The sequence below is a fragment of the Frankia sp. QA3 genome, assembly GCF_000262465.1.
Classification (GTDB): domain Bacteria; phylum Actinomycetota; class Actinomycetes; order Frankiales; family Frankiaceae; genus Frankia.
Genome location: NZ_CM001489.1, coordinates 968,170 through 983,054 on the forward strand (window position 1 = coordinate 968,170; position 14,885 = coordinate 983,054).

Annotated in this window: 14 protein-coding genes; 8 read left to right on the plus strand and 6 right to left on the minus strand. The window is 70.8% G+C overall.

Annotated elements, in window-relative coordinates; genetic code table 11:
- Window positions 1–195 precede the first annotated feature (195 nt).
- Window positions 196–756, minus strand: coding sequence for an LGFP repeat-containing protein (locus tag FRAQA3DRAFT_RS03760; RefSeq protein ID WP_009737744.1), 561 nt, complete (start codon window positions 754–756; stop codon window positions 196–198).
- 566 nt (window positions 757–1,322) lie between these two features.
- Here FRAQA3DRAFT_RS03760 and def point away from each other — a divergent pair.
- The 6 genes from def to FRAQA3DRAFT_RS36615 all read left to right on the plus strand — a co-directional run bounded on the left by def (window position 1,323) and on the right by FRAQA3DRAFT_RS36615 (window position 7,470).
- Entirely contained in the window at window positions 1,323–1,901 is a 579-nt protein-coding gene (gene def / locus FRAQA3DRAFT_RS03765) for a peptide deformylase (protein WP_009737745.1), read from the plus strand.
- A gap of 218 nt (window positions 1,902–2,119) precedes the next feature.
- Complete coding sequence (locus FRAQA3DRAFT_RS03770) at window positions 2,120–3,082, plus strand: LLM class F420-dependent oxidoreductase (protein ID WP_009737746.1); 963 nt, start codon at window positions 2,120–2,122, stop codon at window positions 3,080–3,082.
- A gap of 88 nt (window positions 3,083–3,170) precedes the next feature.
- On the plus strand, window positions 3,171–4,883 hold the full coding sequence (locus FRAQA3DRAFT_RS03775; RefSeq protein WP_009737747.1) for an FAD-binding oxidoreductase: 1,713 nt from the start codon (window positions 3,171–3,173) through the stop codon (window positions 4,881–4,883).
- 114 nt (window positions 4,884–4,997) lie between these two features.
- Entirely contained in the window at window positions 4,998–5,834 is an 837-nt protein-coding gene (cobF, locus tag FRAQA3DRAFT_RS03780; RefSeq protein ID WP_009737748.1) for a precorrin-6A synthase (deacetylating), read from the plus strand.
- Window positions 5,835–5,856: 22 nt separating this feature from the next.
- Window positions 5,857–6,660 carry a nucleotidyltransferase domain-containing protein gene (locus FRAQA3DRAFT_RS03785; protein WP_009737749.1) on the plus strand — a complete coding sequence of 268 codons (804 nt, stop codon included), beginning with the start codon at window positions 5,857–5,859 and terminating at the stop codon, window positions 6,658–6,660.
- Between the two features lie 132 nt (window positions 6,661–6,792).
- Window positions 6,793–7,470 carry a DUF222 domain-containing protein gene (locus FRAQA3DRAFT_RS36615; protein WP_232292085.1) on the plus strand — a complete coding sequence of 226 codons (678 nt, stop codon included), beginning with the start codon at window positions 6,793–6,795 and terminating at the stop codon, window positions 7,468–7,470.
- Here the strand turns inward: FRAQA3DRAFT_RS36615 and FRAQA3DRAFT_RS03790 are convergent.
- The 5 genes from FRAQA3DRAFT_RS03790 to FRAQA3DRAFT_RS03810 form a co-directional block, all read right to left on the minus strand.
- Window positions 7,373–8,764 (minus strand): replication initiator, encoded by a 1,392-nt coding sequence (locus tag FRAQA3DRAFT_RS03790; RefSeq protein WP_232291905.1) that lies wholly within the window; start codon window positions 8,762–8,764, stop codon window positions 7,373–7,375. The two genes, FRAQA3DRAFT_RS36615 and FRAQA3DRAFT_RS03790, sit on opposite strands and share 98 nt — an antisense overlap.
- A 385-nt stretch (window positions 8,765–9,149) precedes the next feature.
- Window positions 9,150–9,731, minus strand: a complete 582-nt coding sequence (locus FRAQA3DRAFT_RS03795) for a hypothetical protein (protein ID WP_009737751.1) — start codon at window positions 9,729–9,731, stop codon at window positions 9,150–9,152.
- 335 nt (window positions 9,732–10,066) lie between these two features.
- Window positions 10,067–10,573, minus strand: coding sequence for a hypothetical protein (locus FRAQA3DRAFT_RS03800; protein ID WP_009737752.1), 507 nt, complete (start codon window positions 10,571–10,573; stop codon window positions 10,067–10,069).
- Window positions 10,570–10,767 (minus strand): hypothetical protein, encoded by a 198-nt coding sequence (locus FRAQA3DRAFT_RS03805; RefSeq protein ID WP_009737753.1) that lies wholly within the window; start codon window positions 10,765–10,767, stop codon window positions 10,570–10,572. Before FRAQA3DRAFT_RS03805 ends, FRAQA3DRAFT_RS03800 begins: the two co-directional genes overlap by 4 nt.
- A complete protein-coding gene (locus FRAQA3DRAFT_RS03810; RefSeq protein ID WP_009737754.1) occupies window positions 10,760–11,113 on the minus strand; it encodes a DUF397 domain-containing protein in 354 nt (117 codons plus the stop codon). Before FRAQA3DRAFT_RS03810 ends, FRAQA3DRAFT_RS03805 begins: the two co-directional genes overlap by 8 nt.
- A 402-nt stretch (window positions 11,114–11,515) precedes the next feature.
- On the opposite strand from FRAQA3DRAFT_RS03810, the gene FRAQA3DRAFT_RS03815 reads away from it, so the two are divergent.
- Window positions 11,516–12,988, plus strand: a complete 1,473-nt coding sequence (locus FRAQA3DRAFT_RS03815) for a helix-turn-helix transcriptional regulator (protein ID WP_009737755.1) — start codon at window positions 11,516–11,518, stop codon at window positions 12,986–12,988.
- Window positions 12,989–13,284: 296 nt separating this feature from the next.
- Window positions 13,285–14,757 carry a TIR domain-containing protein gene (locus FRAQA3DRAFT_RS03820; protein WP_009737756.1) on the plus strand — a complete coding sequence of 491 codons (1,473 nt, stop codon included), beginning with the start codon at window positions 13,285–13,287 and terminating at the stop codon, window positions 14,755–14,757.
- Window positions 14,758–14,885: the final 128 nt, after the last annotated feature.

Below are 14,885 nucleotides of genomic sequence, written 5' to 3' on the forward strand. Positions count from 1 at the left end.
CGATCGGCCGGCCGGCGACGCTCCCGCCTGCCGCGGTGGCCCCGCCGGCCGCACCGAACCATCCCCTCACGTCCTACCCGGCCCTCCCGCGGTCCTCTCGCACCGCACCGCACCGTGCCGTGCCGTGCCCGGCGCGCACCGCGACCGGCCTACGTCCGTGGTCGACGCTCTGGCGGTAGGCCGCGGTGAACAGGGCTAGCGGTAGGTCGCGGTGGACAGGGTCCAGCCCTGGCGGCACTTCGAGCCGCCGATGCCGCCGCCGTCGCAGCCCTCGATGATGAACCGGTAGCCGCCGGTGGTCTCCCTGACGACGCGGAACTGGCCGGAGGTCCCGCCCCGGACCTCCCGCTGCACGGTGCTGCCGTGGGCGGTGTAGCGCACGAGGAACCGGTCGTAGTGGTAGGGATCGGTCGGGCCCCAGTTCACGTGGGCGTAGCCGCCGCTCTCCCAGGCGGCGATCACCATGCGCGACCCCTGGCGGGGCGACCAGGTGATCTCCCCGCCCTGGAAGTACTGACGCTTGCCGGCCCATTCGCCGTTGGTGAGGTACACGTCGCGTTCGCCGGTCGTCGGACAGGCCAGGGCGCTGCCGGCGCCGCCGAGCTGGTGCCACCGCTCGCCGATCAGTCCGTAGGGTGCCAGCCGGGGATCACACGGGCCGGCCGCGGAGGCGGTGCCGGGGCCGATCGCGATCATCGAGACCGCCGCGGCCACGGCCACGGCCAGCATGATCATCACTCGTCTGATGAGGGACACGCTTTCTCCTCCTGAAGTCGGTGGATGCGCGACCGAGGACCCGACCATCGCCAACTTCGACCGCCGCAGGCCCGGTCGTCGGTGACCGCGATCGGGGAGCCTCGGTCCGGGAATCTGGTCTGGGAGCCCCGGTCTGGGAAGCTCGCTCTGGGAATCCGGTGGACGCCAATGCTCGAGACGCGGAAACGCGGGGCGCGTGCACGCCGGAATCCGGACGCGTCGCCGCCATGGTGAATCCGAACCGACGGGTCCGCCGGCCGGCCGCGCCTGCGCCAGGCATTGATGGTGGGACACCGTCTGGTGGCCGGGAGCCCGTCACCCCGAAAGTAAGTTCTGAATCCGTGGGAGGTAAGGCGTCGGTCCGGTCACCGGAACGGTTATGAGAAAAACGCCTTCGTGATCGACCGGTGCGTGGGCCGCCCGTCGGGCCGGCCCCGCCCGGCCTGACGGGTCCTGACGGGTACAGCTGCTCGAAGGGCTGGCGACCTGGCCACGCCGGGCGCCGGGTGACCGGTGCCCGGCGGTGGGCTCACGGCGGTGGGCCGCCTTATGACACAGTGTCCGCCATGGCCGTGCTCCCCATCCGTACCGTCGGCGACCCCGTGCTGCGCACCCCGACCGCGCTCGTGACGACGTTCGACGCCGCCCTGGCGCGGCTCGTCGCAGACATGATCGACACCATGTACGACGCGCCCGGCGTGGGGTTGGCCGCCCCGCAGATCGGCGTCGGCCTACGGGTGTTCGTCTTCGACGTCGGCTACGACCCGCGCGACGCAGAAGTGCCCCGCGTGCCGCGCGTGGTGGTGAACCCGGTGCTGGAGCTGGACGCCGACGGCGAGCGCCAGCACGGCCCGGAGGGCTGCCTGTCCGTGCCGGGCCTGCACTTCCCGACGACGCGGGCGCTGCGGGCGAGCGTCCGCGGGGTGGATGCCACGGGGGAAGCCGTGGAGTACGCCGGCGAGGGTCTGCTGGCCCGCTGCTTCCAGCACGAGGTCGACCATCTCGACGGCACCCTGTATCTCGACCGGCTGACCGGCGAGGACCGCAGGGCGGCCGTGCAGGCGTTGCGCGAGCCGCCGCCGAGTCCGGAGCAGGTGCGCGCGGCCGGCGAGGAGCTGCGCGCTCTGCGCCGCGCGGACCAGTGACGCGGGCGGACGGGTGACGCGGGCGGACGGGTGACGCGGGCGGACGGGTGAAGCCGGGCGCGCCGGTGACGGCGGCGCACCAGACGCGGGGCGGGCTATCTTGGCATCCTCCCGCCCGCGAGAATCGCGAGAACGCCGCCCGGGAGAGCGCCGCCCGGGAGAGCGCCGGTGCGTCGACGATGTCGGCGAGTGATGTCGGGGAGTGAGGAGTGGCCGCGGTGACGGAGTTCTCCGGCGGGCCGTACAAACGGCCGTTCCGGTTCAACATCCAGTGTTCCTCGCCCGCGCAGGTCGACGCCCGTTCGTGGGCGGACCTCGCCCGGCAGGTCGAGGACCTGGGGTACGCGACGCTGACCGTCTCCGACCACCTCGACGAGCAGGTCGCCCCGATCGCGGCGCTGATGGCCGCGGCCGACGCCACGACCACGTTGCGTATCGGCGCGATGGTTTTCAGCAACGACTATCGGCATCCGGTCGTGCTCGCGAAGGAGGCGGCCACCCTCGACGCGCTGTCCGGGGGCCGGTTCGAGCTCGGCCTGGGCGCCGGCTGGATGACCTCGGACTACGAGCGCGCCGGCCTGCCGCTGGACCCACCGGGGGTGCGGATCAGCCGCCTCGCCGAGTCCCTCGCCGTCATCAAGGGCATGTTCGCCGACGGCCCGCTCACCTACCACGGCACGCATTACCAGGTGGCGGGGCTCAGCGGCACGCCGAAGCCGGTGCAGCGTCCCCACCCGCCGATCGTCATCGGCGGCGGCGGGCGGCGGCTGCTGTCGCTGGCCGCGCGGGAGGCCGACATCATCGGGCTGAACATGAACATGGTCGGCGGGGTGATCGACGCCTCCCTCGGCCCGAACGCGACGACGGCCGCCACCGAGGAGAAGATCGGCTGGATCCGCGAGGCCGCCGGCGCCCGGTGGGATGAGCTCACCCTGCAGGTGCGCATCCACCTGGCGATCGTCACCGACAACCGCCACGAGATCGTCGAGCAGCTTGCCGCCGGGTTCGGGCTGACCACCGAACAGGCATACGCCACCCCGCACGCGCTGTGCGGCTCGGTCGACCAGATCGTCGACGATCTCGTCGAACGCCGGGAGCGGTTCGGGATCAGCACCATCGGCGTCGCCCTCGACTCGCTGACCGCGCTGGCACCCGTCGTGGCGCGGCTCGCGGGTACCTGACCCGGCCGCCGGGCTGCGCCCCGTCCCTGCCGGTCCGCCGGTACGTCCCGAATCCGTCCGAACGTCCGTCGTCGTCGAGGAGCCAGCGTTGGTCGAGCACATGAAGTGGTGGGGTTGGGGCCAGGAGAGCGTCTCCTTCAGCCACGGCGACAAGCCCGACCTGGCGCCGTTCGTGCGCACGCACATCGGTCTCGACATCACCCGTCCGCCCGCGCAGCCGCCGGCCTTCGCGGACCTGAAGATCCCCGAGCCGACGCTGCCGCAGCCGCTGCGCGCCGCGCTCGTCGCTGCCGTCGGCGCGCAGCACGTCCACACCGACGCCCACGCCCGGGTGGTGCACGCCTACGGCAAGAGCCTGCGTGACCTGGTCCGGATCCGTAACGCCGACCTCGGCCGGCTGCCCGACGCCGTCGTCTACCCGGACGGGGAACAGGCGGTGCTCGCCGTGCTCGCCGCGGCGCTCGACGCCGACGCCGTGGTGATCCCGTTCGGCGGCGGCACCAACATCTCCGGCAGCCTGGAGGCGCCGCGCGCGGAGACCCGGCCGGTGATCTCCGTGGACCTGGGGCGCCTCGACCGCGTCCTGGAGATCGACACCGACGCCCGGCTCGCCCGCATCCAGGCCGGGGCTCTCGGCCCGCACCTGGAGGAGCAGCTCAACGCCCAGGGCTGGACGCTGGGCCACTTCCCGGACAGCTTCTCCCACTCCACCCTGGGCGGGTGGATCGCCACCCGCTCGTCGGGCATGCAGTCCGACAAGTACGGAGACATCGCCGAGATCACCCGGGCGGTGCGCGTCGTCACCCCCGCGGGCGTCCTCGCGACCCGTCCCGTGCCGAGCCAGTCGACCGGGCCGAGCGTGCGGGAGATGATCCTCGGCAGCGAGGGTCGGCTCGGCATCATCACCGAGGCGACGGTGCAGGTCCACCGGGTGCCCGAGGAACGTGTCATCCTCGGCTACTTCTTCCCCACCTGGGACGACGCGCTCGTCGCCATGCGCCAGATCGCCGAAAGCGAGGCCAGCCCGACCGTCACCCGGGTGTCCGACGCGAACGAGACCCGGTTCTCCTTCGCCACGCGTAAGAAGGGCTCGCTCGCCTCGGGGCTGGTCTCCGCCGGGCTGAAGCAGTACCTGCGCCGGGTCCGCAACTACGACCTGGACCAGATGTGCCTGTCGTTCATCGGGTTCGAGGGGACGCCGGCGCACGTCAAGGCCCAGCGCAAGCTCGTCGGCGAGATCGTCGGGCGCCACGGTGGCATCTGCGTCGGCACCGGTCCCGGGCAGCTCTACGACCAGAAGAAGTTCGACACCCCCTACATCCGCGACTTCCTGCTCGGCCAGGGCGCGGTCGCGGACGTGTCGGAGACGTCGGCGTCCTGGTCCCAGCTCGGCCCGCTCTACCGGGGTGTGGTCGCCCGGGCCAACAAGGCGTTCGCCGAGATCGGCGTCGACGGCTGGATCATGTGCCACCTGTCGCACTCGTACCATTCCGGCGCCTGCCTGTACTTCACGTTCGCCTACGAATCCCCGGTCACCCTCGCGGCGATCGAGGGCTACGACACGGTGAAGTCCGCGATCCAGCAGGGCTTCCTCGACCTCGCGGGCACCCTGTCGCACCACCACGCGGTCGGCGTCGAGCACGCCTCCTGGCTCGGCGACGACATCTCGCCGGCCGGCGTGCGCCTGCTGTCGGCCCTGTTCGACGGCATCGACCCCGGCCGCAACCTCAACCCCGGCAAGATCATCCCGGACGGCGCGGACGCGGGTGCGGCCGTCGGCGGCGGGCCGGCGGGGGACTAGCCCCCGGCTTCGGGACCGGCCGCGCGGCGAACCGCTGGAGCGGCACGACCGTTTATGGCGGCCAGGCGGCCAGGCGGGCAGGCGGGCAGGCGGGCAGGCGGAAGGACGGTGGCCATGCGCACGATCCTGGTGGTCGGGATCGGGGCCGGGGATCCCGACCAGCTCACGATCCAGGCGGTCAAGGCACTGGGCCGCGCCGACGTGTTCTTCGTGCTCGACAAGGGCCCGGCCAAGGACGACCTGGTCAGGCTGCGTCGGGAGATCCTCGACCGACACGTCGGCGCGGGCGGCTACCGGATCGTCGAGGCCCGCGACCCACGCCGCGACCGCAATCCCGCGGACTCGGCCGCCTACGCCGCCGCGGTCGAGGACTGGCATGACCGCCGCGCCGAGCTGTACGAGCGGATGATCATAGACGAGCTGCCCGGGGACGGCTGCGGTGCGTTCCTCGTCTGGGGCGACCCGTCGCTGTACGACAGCACGCTGCGCATCATCGAGCGGGTCGCCGCGCGCGGCCGGGTGGCGTTCGACTACGAGGTGATCCCCGGGATCACCAGCGTGCAGGCGCTGGCCGCGAGCCACCGGCTGGTGCTCAACCGCATCGGCGGCCCCGTCGAGATCACCACCGGCCGGCGCCTGGCCGAGGGGTTCCCGTCCGGGGTCGACGACGTCGTCGTCATGCTCGACGCGGACACCACCTTCCGCACCCTCGACGACCCCGACGTCGACATCTACTGGGGTGCCTACCTCGGCACGCCCGACGAGATGCTCATGCACGGCCGGGTCGGCGACGTCGGCAGCTCCATCGCCCGCACCCGCGCCGACGCCCGCCGCCGCAAAGGCTGGATCATGGACATCTACCTGCTGCGCCGCCGCCCATCCGCGGCCGGGCCCGCCCCGGTCGACCGCCGCCCGTCCGCCTCCACGGCCGACGCCGACATCCTCGACTGAGTGCGCTGGCCGGCGAACAGTCATGAACGACGGTCGTTTCCTCGCCGAGGTCGCCGAAACGCTGGCCGGTCTGCCCACGGTCGAGGCGGTGACGCTTGGCGGGTCGCGGGCGCAGGGGGCCCATCGACCGGACAGTGACTGGGACCTTGCGATCTACTACCGCGGCGATTTCGACCCGCAGTGTCTGCGGGACCTCGGCTACGACGGTGAGGTGTCCGAGGTCGGTGGCTGGGGCGGCGGGGTCTTCAACGGCGGCGCCTGGCTGCGCATCGCCGGTCGGCCCGTGGACGTGCACTACCGCGACCTCGACGTGGTGGAGGAACAGCTCGCGAAGGCGGAACGCGGGGAGTTCCACAGCGAGCCGCTGATGTTCCACCTGGCCGGCATCCCGAGCTATCTCGTCGTCGGCGAACTCGCGATCAACCGGGTGCTGGTCGGATCGCTGCCCAGGCCCGGCTATCCCGAGGCGCTGCGGCTGTCGGCGCCACGGATCTGGTCCGATCGTGCGGCGCTGACGCTCTCGTACGCCGAGCACAACCACGCTCCGCACGGGCGAGCAGCGCAGTGCGCGGGCCTCCTGGCGCTCGCCGCCTCCGACTACGCGCACGCGGTCCTCGCCGCGAGGGGCGCAGGGGTCACCAACGAGAAGCGGCTGCTGGACCGCGGGGGAATGCGTGGCGTAGACGACATCATCGCCGGCCTGACCGGCCAAACCGGCGTTCTCACGGAGGCCGTGACCGCCGTGCGCGAACTCGGGATCACGGCGCTGCGCGCTAACGCAGGCGAACATAGGTTCGACATCGGGCGCGGGTTGGCCTACCGTTGATCCCTGAGCTTCGAGGGCGGTGCGCGAGACGGGCCGGCGCCACCGGCGCGGCTGGCGGTGATCGCCGGGCAGCTCGACGGATTGCTGTCGGATGCGACCTGGCGGCTGTCGGACGGCGAGTTGGAGGCGCTGATGGAGGGGGTCTGCCGGCTGGTCGGGCGGGTGGCGCCCGCGCGTGGCCGGCTGCTGGTCGAGGCGCAGGATCGGGGGTTCGCGCTGCGTCAGGGGGCGGTGGCCACCGCCGGCTGGTTACGGAACCGGCTGTCCCTCGCGCCCGGGGAGGCGCGCCGGCAGGTCGCCCTCGCCCGCGATGTCCACGAGGTGTGTCAGGCCACCGGCGCGGCGTTGGCCGGCGGCGAGCTCACGGTCGAGCAGCTCACAGTTCGGTTGAGGCACCACCATTCGATCATGATGCCCACCGGGACGGAGGACCCAGCAGCCGCCGAAGATCCGCTTTCTGCCGGTCGGTCAGCCGCGGGGCCCACGCGAGCAGCCGCGCCACATGATCCTCAACCCCAGATCGGGCCGGGGCCCGCCCACCCACCCACCCACCCGTCCGCCGGTTCCGGTCGCTGCGGGACGTGCGTGACGTCCGGGGCTGGTGTCGAGCAGGGACCTTCGGTGCTCATGTCCCGGCCGGCGTCCAGCCGATCCGGGTCGTTCCCGCCCCGAGCGTCATCGTCGAACAGGGACGGCTGTACTCCCGGCCCGTTCACCGCTGCACCCCGCGGACGCTTCCCGACCCGACCACCCGTGGTGGTGGACTGTCCGGGCCGCCCCTGCCGGCGTAGCTCCAGGCCCGGACGGTGACCGTCGCCGGATCGCCGTCCGCACGGCCGAAGGCGTCACCAAGAGGCCGCCCGGACTGTGCAGCGATCATCGTGCGAGCCCAGACGCGCCGTCCGTCGCGCAGGACCGTGAACGTGGTGGAGTAGCGGCGGGCTTTCGTGAGCCAGTGACCTCCGAAGCCCCACTGATGCGACCAGCGCAGCAGCCCCACCGTCCGCGCGGGCAGCCGTCCGGCCGCCTCATCAAGTGCGGCGGCATACCGTTCGTCAGCGCCGAGCTGCCAGCAGGTCTCGACCAGCCGCCGCCCGTGCGCGTTCAGCGGTAGCCGTTCCAGGTGCGCGAGGCTGCGCACCGGCCGGTCGAGCATCCCCCCGGCCTGCACACTCTTCGTCAGATACTTCGCCAGGTAGTTCGCAATCCGGCCGGCGTCGGTCGAACGGTCCAGGACGATCGGGGAGATGTCGACCTGCGCACCCCAGCGCACCGCCCACGTTCCGGTTCCGGCCAGGTCGCGTGGGTCCGGGGCGGGCACGGTCACGTCCGCCAGGACGCCGCGCAGGCAGTCACCGACCATGTCCGTGGTCGCCCACGCGGGTGGCGCCGTGATCTGCTCGGGATCTTCGGCCTGTCCGTCGAGCCGGATCACGGCGTGCAGGTGAACCAGTCCGCGGGCCTGCATTTCCGCTGCTTTCACGAACGTGATCCGCAACTGCCGGCGCAGCCCCGCCACGGTCAGCCCCGCCGACCGGGCCACCGCGGACTCGACGCCGTCCCGGGTCGCCTTCCACAACCGGGGAACCAGGCTGTTCCACACCACCGCACCGGGATAGTCGAAGCAGTCCGCGCACAACGGCGACCCGAGCAGCGGATCCCCGTCACCGTGCCGGGCATGACATCCCGCCGCCCGGCCATGCGGACACGTGCCCCGCCGGGGCCGGCACGCCCGCGCCTGCCCGTCCTTCCCGGGCGAGCGGCGGGAATGCACCGGGCCGAAGCTGGGCGCGGTCAGCGTGACGAACAACGCCGGATGACCCGCCACCGTGTCGGGAACCCCGCCGCCCCCGGCCAACCCGGACAGCACAATCCGCCGGGCATCACGCTTGTAAACCTGCGAGCACGCCGGACACACCGACTCCCGCCGATTGTTACACCGCACATGCACCACACCGCCGGGTTGACCAGCGGACGAGAACACCCGCCGGACCTCGCCGGAACTCCGATCAACATGATCGGTATGACCGGTCAGGCGAATCGGAGAAGAACAACCACCAGCAACAACAGGAACACGACGAGAGTCGGGAACACCCTGGGACATAGGGAGATACCGCTTCCAGGCGGACCCGGGCCAACTCCGGTTCACACCAGGCGGCACACAGGTCAACGGGCAAGGGCGGTCGTTGACGCCCCGAGCCCGGCCAGCTATTGGCAGCCCGTCTTATTGGCGTGACCCGTTCTAAGTAATGGCAATAGCAATAGCTCAGCCACCCATATCAACGCATCACGACGTACATGGGTTCCCCGACATGCAAAAAGACCCCGGGCAGATGACAACATCCCGCCCGGGGCGCACGTGACCAGCCGCCGCACAAGACGCGGGGCATGGTGAGAGCGAGGCCGTTAGCGCCGCGACGATGTTCGGGAGAAGGAGAAGACTGGCAGCCAGGCCCACGGCCGCCAGTACCAATGCCCCTGTACCCCCGCTAGCACCCGCTCTGCGTGAACACGAGCGTGGTGACGAGCCAGGTGCCGTCCTGCCGGGTGAGGTCTGCGGTAATGCACTGGCGGGGCGTCGAGTTGGGCACCTGCTGCCCGGTGCTGCGGACGACCAGCGGCCACAATGTCCAGTCCTGGACGTCGGTGACTCGTGCCTGCTGCTCCGATCTGCTGGTGACCCGTTCGTGGAGCGCGAAGCCCGGTTTGACCGAGCGGACCCAGCCGTTGGCCACGTAGGCGCGGACCACCTCCTGGGCCCAGGCGAGGGCCTGACCAGTGGCGCGCCGGGTCATGTCCCGATAGGTCGGATCGCCGAGTGTTTGGGCGTTAAGAAACCCCAGCCAGAACTGCTCGTAGGCGTCGTCGATCGGATCCCCGGTGTTCCCGAAGGTCGAGGACGGACTTGGCGACGGTGAAGTGGCCGGCTGGGGGGTGGCTGCCGCCGTCGAGCTGCTGGCGGTCGAGGTCGGCCCTGGGGTGCTTCCGCTCGCGGAGCAGCCGGTGGCCAGAAGGGTCGCGGCGGCGAGCAGGGCACCCAGAGCCGTCCAGGTGTGGCTGTTCGCGCGCACCGCTTCCTCCTGACATGGTGACCTTGCCCAGGGTCAGCCCTCACCGAAGTGATCGATATCAGTCAATCTAGGCGTAAGTACCCGACGCAGAGGGTAGGGGCATGCGTCTTTCCGTGCCAGCCCTATCACTGAAACGCCAGCGCCGACAGGTCGGGCGACGACTCCGCACCCTCCAAAATCGCGCGTTCGACGAACGCGGTGCTGGCCCAGCCCTCCACCGTGCGCAGCCGAATCGGGTGCCGGTCACGAGGATGGAGGACCCCGCTGGAGGGGCAGGGTCCTCCCGATAGCGGCGACGGTCGAGGGAGAGAGGGTTCCGCCGCCACCAGGTTCGGTCAGCCGGAGCGACCGGCCGCCTGCCACGCCGCATACCGGCCAGCCGGCATGACCTCCCACACCTGTCGGCGCACCCACGGCGCCGCTTCCGGAACACCGACCCCCTGCCCGGCATCGGCGAGCACCTCGACGCCGTGCACGACCACCCGACGGCCATGGGCGAACGTCTCAGGTCCTACCGGTTCCACCCCGGCGAGGACCAGTCCGAACGGCCGGGCGAGCACTCCCAGCCGCAACCCGACCGTGAACGCCAACCGGGTCGCCTCCGCCGCAGTGTCCTGCGAATGCATCGCGACAATCCCCACGTCCGCCATGGTCACCAGGCCCATGGCGACCTCGACCAGCCGATCGGCCGACACCGGGATGAATTCCGCTTCCACCGGCGCCCAACCCCGGCCCACGTCATACGACAGCGGCGCCGCGACCAGCAGCCCGTTGCGGTCGGGAACCTCCATGTCCACCAGCGAGTAATATCGGTCGTCCTGCACCGGCGGAAGGCCGCTCATCGGCCGGCCACTTCTACCGGGAGCGGCAACAGCACCAGCGGCACAATGCGCCAGTCCCCGTAATGGTGTTCCTGCGCGTAGCCTTCCGCCGCCCCAGGCGTCGGGAACGGGCCGACCGTCCCGGTCACCACCCGGGCCGAGCCCTGCAACACGGCAACCGACCACAGCACCGGCGCACCGGCCGCCTCACCCATCGCCGGCCGCCGCCTGCCGCGGTTCCGCGGAACCCTCCCGGTGCGGCGCCGACGCCAGCGCCATCCGACGCAGCCGCGCGAACTCCCCGCTACGCAGACCGGCGACGAACGCCGACCATTCCGACAGCTCGAACAGCAACGCCGCCCCCGCCAGCGGACCCCGGCCATGCCGCACAGCCACCCCCGGCCCGGCCAGCCTCGACACCGGCGACCAGCCTGGCACCGCCGCCACCTCCACCGCACCCGGCCCGGCCCGCGACGACCGCAGCCACAGCAGGCGGTCCCGGCCCCAGACCCCCAACTCACACTCGACCTGCGCGAAATGCTCGTCCTCCCAGGCACCCACGCCAGAACCTCCCCTCTGTCGCCGGACGGTGAACGACGGCTCCGGCCGGGGATACGCGGTCAACCCGACCGGAACCGTCACCGACAAGTCCAACCCGCAGACCGACAGCACGACAGCGCACCCGTTAGCAGCACCTTTAACCGTGTGTCATGTATGGCCAGCTCTACGTCATACGCGCCGCGAGGGAGACGGCACAGGAGCACTCGACCGTCCTGCTCCATCCCGCGTTAGTCATCCATGAGCCATCCGTGCGCCGTCGCCCAGATTTAGTCATCCGCCGAGCCATTTAGCCATGATCCGAATTCGGATTTCGGGTATCCGCGTGGACACGGGGCGGAACCGTTCGTGATCCGTTAGCGTCCTCACCACACGGCGCAACACGGTCACGCGAACGGGGGGACGGTGGCACAGACCGAGCACCCGCAGTGGAACCCGGCCCTGCTCCGGGAACACCGCCACGCCGCCGGCCTGACCATGGAACAGGCCGCCGAGAAGATCCGTAACCTGTCCTTCCCCGACGGCACCACGCCACCCGCCGCGACGTTCCAGATGATCGGCCGCCACGAACGCGGCCAGGTCCACCCCGGGATCGGCTACCAGCGCGCCTACGCCGCCCTCTACCGCACCACCCGCTCCGCCCTCGGATTCGGCCCGCCCCAGCTCAGCGGCCCGCACCACCCTGCCATCCGCCAGAGTGACCCGTCGCTCACCGGTGACGGGGTGGAAACCCCCGGCCGGCTGGGTCACCATAGGAGAACCGGCGCCGTGCCAGCCAACATCGGGTTGGAACGGCTCTGGCAGCCCGGCACGCTGCCCGCGGTGTTCGAGGAGGTGACGGCCACCCTGACCGCCTCCCCCCTCCCACGCCGCCAGTTCCTCACCCTGTCCGGCGTCGCGCTGGCCGCCGCCGCCCATGAATGGCTGGTTGCCGACCCCGCGCGGATCTCCGCGGCTCTGACCGGCCGTCAAGCCGACGCGAGCGTGATCGCCGACCTGAACAGCGGCGTTGATCTCCTCCGCCGCCTTGACGACAAACTCGGTGGCCAGGCCGTCTACGGCATGACCGTCGAACAGCTACGGCTAGTCGTCGGACTCCTCCGCAACGCCAGCTACAGCCAGGCGGACGGAAAGGCATTGCACGCCATCGCCGCCGAACTGTCCCGCATGGCCGGCTGGACCGCCCAGGACACCGGCGCCCACGGCACCGCCCAACGGTTCTACCTGCTCGGCCTGCGCGCCGCCCACGAAGCCGACGACCCCGGCATCGGCGCGAACATCCTGCGCTGCATGGCCGAACAGGCATGCGGCCGAGGTGACCCCCGCACCGGCATCGAACTCCTCCGCTCAGCCCGAGCCGGCGCACGCGGACGACTCACCGCCACCGAGAACGCCATCCTCGCCGGACAACTCGCCGTCGCCCACGGCCGCGCCCAGGACCGCCACGCAGCCCAAGCCGCCGCCGACGAAGCCCGCGACCACATCGCGCAGGCCCGGCCCGACGAGGACCCACCCCACGTCTACTGGGTATCCGCCCACCACATCACCTACCAAACCGGCGTCTCCATGATCTTCAGCGGTGACCCCGCCGCCGCGATCCCCCACGTCCGATCCGCCATCGACCACGTCGACCCGGACATGCCCCGTGACCTACTCGAATTCCAGGCAAGCCTCGCCGTGGCCCACGCACGATCCGGAGACCCCGACGCCGCGGTCCGCCTCGCCCACGACGCGATCGATACAACGCCCCTGACGTCCTCCGCCCTCTTCGGCGACAGCTTCGCCGAAGTCTGCCGAGAGGTACACGCCACCGGCCACCCCGGCGCGAAGGACCTAGCCGAACACCTCCGAGCAACCACCGGAGCTACAACCGTCTGACCACCACAAACAGACGAAGAAGATCCATCGCAGACTTTCAAGGGCGGCCCTCCGGGCCGCCGCGAGGGTGGTTCCGCACGCGCCGCGCTTCGCCGCCCGCGCCGCGCCGATAGGGTCGCCGCACCACGACGAGGCCCCGCCTCCCTCCGGTCGGCACCCCGCCGGAGCGTCGCCCCCATGGGCGCGGCGGGGCGTCGATACGTCGGAGCGTCACCGCCCTCGCGAGTTCGAGCACCGGATCGTCCGCCTGGCTCTGATGTGCGGGTCAGGGTTTGAGTGGTAGAAGATGCTGCGGTATGTCGGGGAATCGCGACTCTGTGGCCGGGTGGGACTTCTTCATCTCCTACACCAGAGATGATCATCGGTGGGCCGAGTGGGTGGCCTGGCAGTTGGAAACTGCCGGCTACCGGGTGCTGATCCAGGCTTGGGACTTCGTGCCCGGCTCGGACTGGCGGTTCAAGATGGAACAGGGCATCTCCCGGGCCACGCGGACCATCGCCGTGCTCTCCAAGGCGTATCTGTCCTCCGTCTACGGGGGGGAGGAGTGGCGGGCCGCCCGAGCTGCCGACCCCGAAGGACTCGCCCGCCAGCTCCTTCCCGTCCGGATAGAGGAGTGCGACCGCCCCGGAGTCCTCAAGACCGTGGTGTCGGTCGACCTATTCAACGTCGCCCCAGACGTCGCACGACGCCGCCTGCTCGCCGGAGTACGCGGAGCACTGGCCGGCCGACTGAAACCCGACATCGAACCAGAGTTCCCGGTACACCCGCGCCCTGCACCGCTACTGGTCGAGCCGCCGTCCTTCCCCGGTCGGACACCGATCCAAGGGATCCTCCGCCCCCTCAGCACTCTCACCGGCTACTCCGGCTTGGTGCTGTCGGTGGCGTTCACGGCCGACGGCTCCATGCTGGCCAGCGGCGAGGAGGATGGCACAGTGCGGCTGTGGGACGTCCGTAACCCCACCCGGCCTCAACCTCTTGCCACCTTCACCGGCCACACCAGTGTGGTGCACTGGTTGGCGTTCACAGCCGATGGCTACACCCTCGCCAGCGCTAGCGGCGCCAGTGCCGATGGCTCGGTGCGGCTGTGGGACGTCCGTGATCCCACCCGACCTCAACATCTCTCTACCCTCACCGGTCACACCAGCGGCAGCGTGGCGTTGACGGCCGACGGCCGCATCCTCGCCAATAGCAGCAAGGATGACACCGTGTGGCTGTGGGATGTCCGTGCCCGCGCCCAACCCCAGCATCTCTCCACCCTCACCGGCCACACCAGCGGCGTCTTGTCTGTGGCGTTCACTGCCGACGGCCGCGTTCTTGCCAGCCCCAGCTTCGATCACACCGTGTGGCTATGGGATGTCCGCAACCCCGCCCGGCCTCAGCCTCTCTCCATCCTTGCCGACCACACCGGGCCGGTGCTGTCGGTTGCCTTCAGCGCCGACGGCAACATCCTCGCCAGCGGCAGCAACGATCTCACCGTGCGGCTTTGGGACGTCCGTGACCCTGCCCGGCCTCAGTCTCTCGCCACCCTTACTGGCCACCCCAACTGGGTGTTCTCTGTGGCGTTCGTAGCCGACAGTCGCATCCTCGCCAGCGCCAGCATCGATGACACGATGCGGCTGTGGAATGTTCATGATCCCACCCGACCTCAACTCCTGGCATCTCTTGTCGTCCCCACCACCGAGGGAGGGCCAGTCGTGTTTGCGGCCGACGGCCGGACCCTCGCCAGCACAGGTTACGATCATGCGGTGCGGCTGTGGGACCTTGGCTAGTCTGCTGCCGCGCACCAGAAGTTCCCGGTGTTCTCCGTGAGCCAGGTGAACCCTTCACGCTCTTTGAGAGCCGCCAATGCCGCCGTATCCAGGACTCTGTGTTGGCGGGGCTCTGCCCCGCGCCCCGG